At 52.3% G+C, this 1,275-nt stretch carries 1 protein-coding gene; it reads left to right on the plus strand.

Features of this window, described 5'->3' with window-relative positions:
* Positions 1-1,275 (plus strand): WD40 repeat domain-containing protein (locus GZ78_RS27000; RefSeq protein WP_034843460.1); only part of this gene is annotated, 1,275 nt, incomplete at both ends.

Genomic DNA, 1,275 nt, shown 5'->3' on the forward strand with positions numbered 1-1,275 from the left:
CCACCTTGTGACAGCCTCTGAAGATAATACTGCCAAAATCTGGGGGCTTGTCGACGGTCAATGGCAGGAGAAAGCCATCATCCAGCATGATGACTGTGTGAACGGTGCCCGATTCAGCCCCGATGGAAACTACCTTGTGACAGCCTCTGACGATAATACCGCCAAAGTCTGGGGGCTTGTCGACGGTCAATGGCAGGAAAAAGCCATCATCAAGCATGATGACAGGGTGTACAGTGCCAGATTCAACCCCGATGGAAACCACCTTGTGACAGCCTCTTTCGATAAGACCGCCAAAGTCTGGAAACTCGTCGACGGTCAATGGCAAGAAAAAGTCACCCTCCCGCATGATGACTCGGTGAGGGAGGCCATCTTCAGCCCCGATGGAAACCACCTTGTGACAGTCTCTGACGATGATACCGTCAAAGTCTGGGGGCTTGTCGACGGTCAATGGCAGAAAAAAGCCACCATCCCGCATGATGCCTGGGTGTTCAATGCCAGATTCAGTCCCGTTGGAAACCACCTTGTGACAACCCCTCGCAATAACACCGCCAAAGTCTGGGTGTTAAAAAGTAAGGAGAATCATGATAAGGAGTTGACCAGCCAACACATTGCCACCATCCCGCATTATGACTGGGTGAACAATGCCATCTTCAGCCCCGATGGAAACCACCTTGTGACAGCCTCTAAGGATAATACCGCCAAAATCTGGGGGCTTGTCGACGGTCAATGCCAGGAAAAAGCCATCATCCAGCATACTGGCTGGGTGAACGATGCCAACTTCAGCCCCGATGGAAACCACCTTGTGACAGCCTCTGACGATAACACCGCCAAAATCTGGGGGCTTGTCGACGATCAATGGCAGGAAAAAGCCATCATCCAGCATGATGGCTCGGTGAACAGTGCCCGCTTCAGTCCCGATGGAAACTACCTTGTGACAGCCTCTAAGGATAATACCGCCAAAATCTGGGGGCTTGTCGACGGTCAATGGCAGGAAAAAGCCATCATCCAGCATGATGACTCGGTGAACAGTGCCACCTTCAGCCCCGATGGAAACCACCTTGTGACAGTCTCTGACGATGATACCGTCAAAGTCTGGGGGCTTGTCGACGGTCAATGGCAGGAAAAAGCCACCATCCCGCATTCTAAGTGGGTGAACAGTGCCAACTTCAGCCCCGATGGGAACCACCTTGTGACAGCCTCTGAAGATAATACTGCCAAAATCTGGGGGCTTGTCGACGGTCAATGGCAGGAGAAAGCCATCATCCAGCATGATGA

It is taken from the genome of Endozoicomonas numazuensis (assembly GCF_000722635.1).
Classification (GTDB): Bacteria; Pseudomonadota; Gammaproteobacteria; order Pseudomonadales; family Endozoicomonadaceae; genus Endozoicomonas_A; species Endozoicomonas_A numazuensis.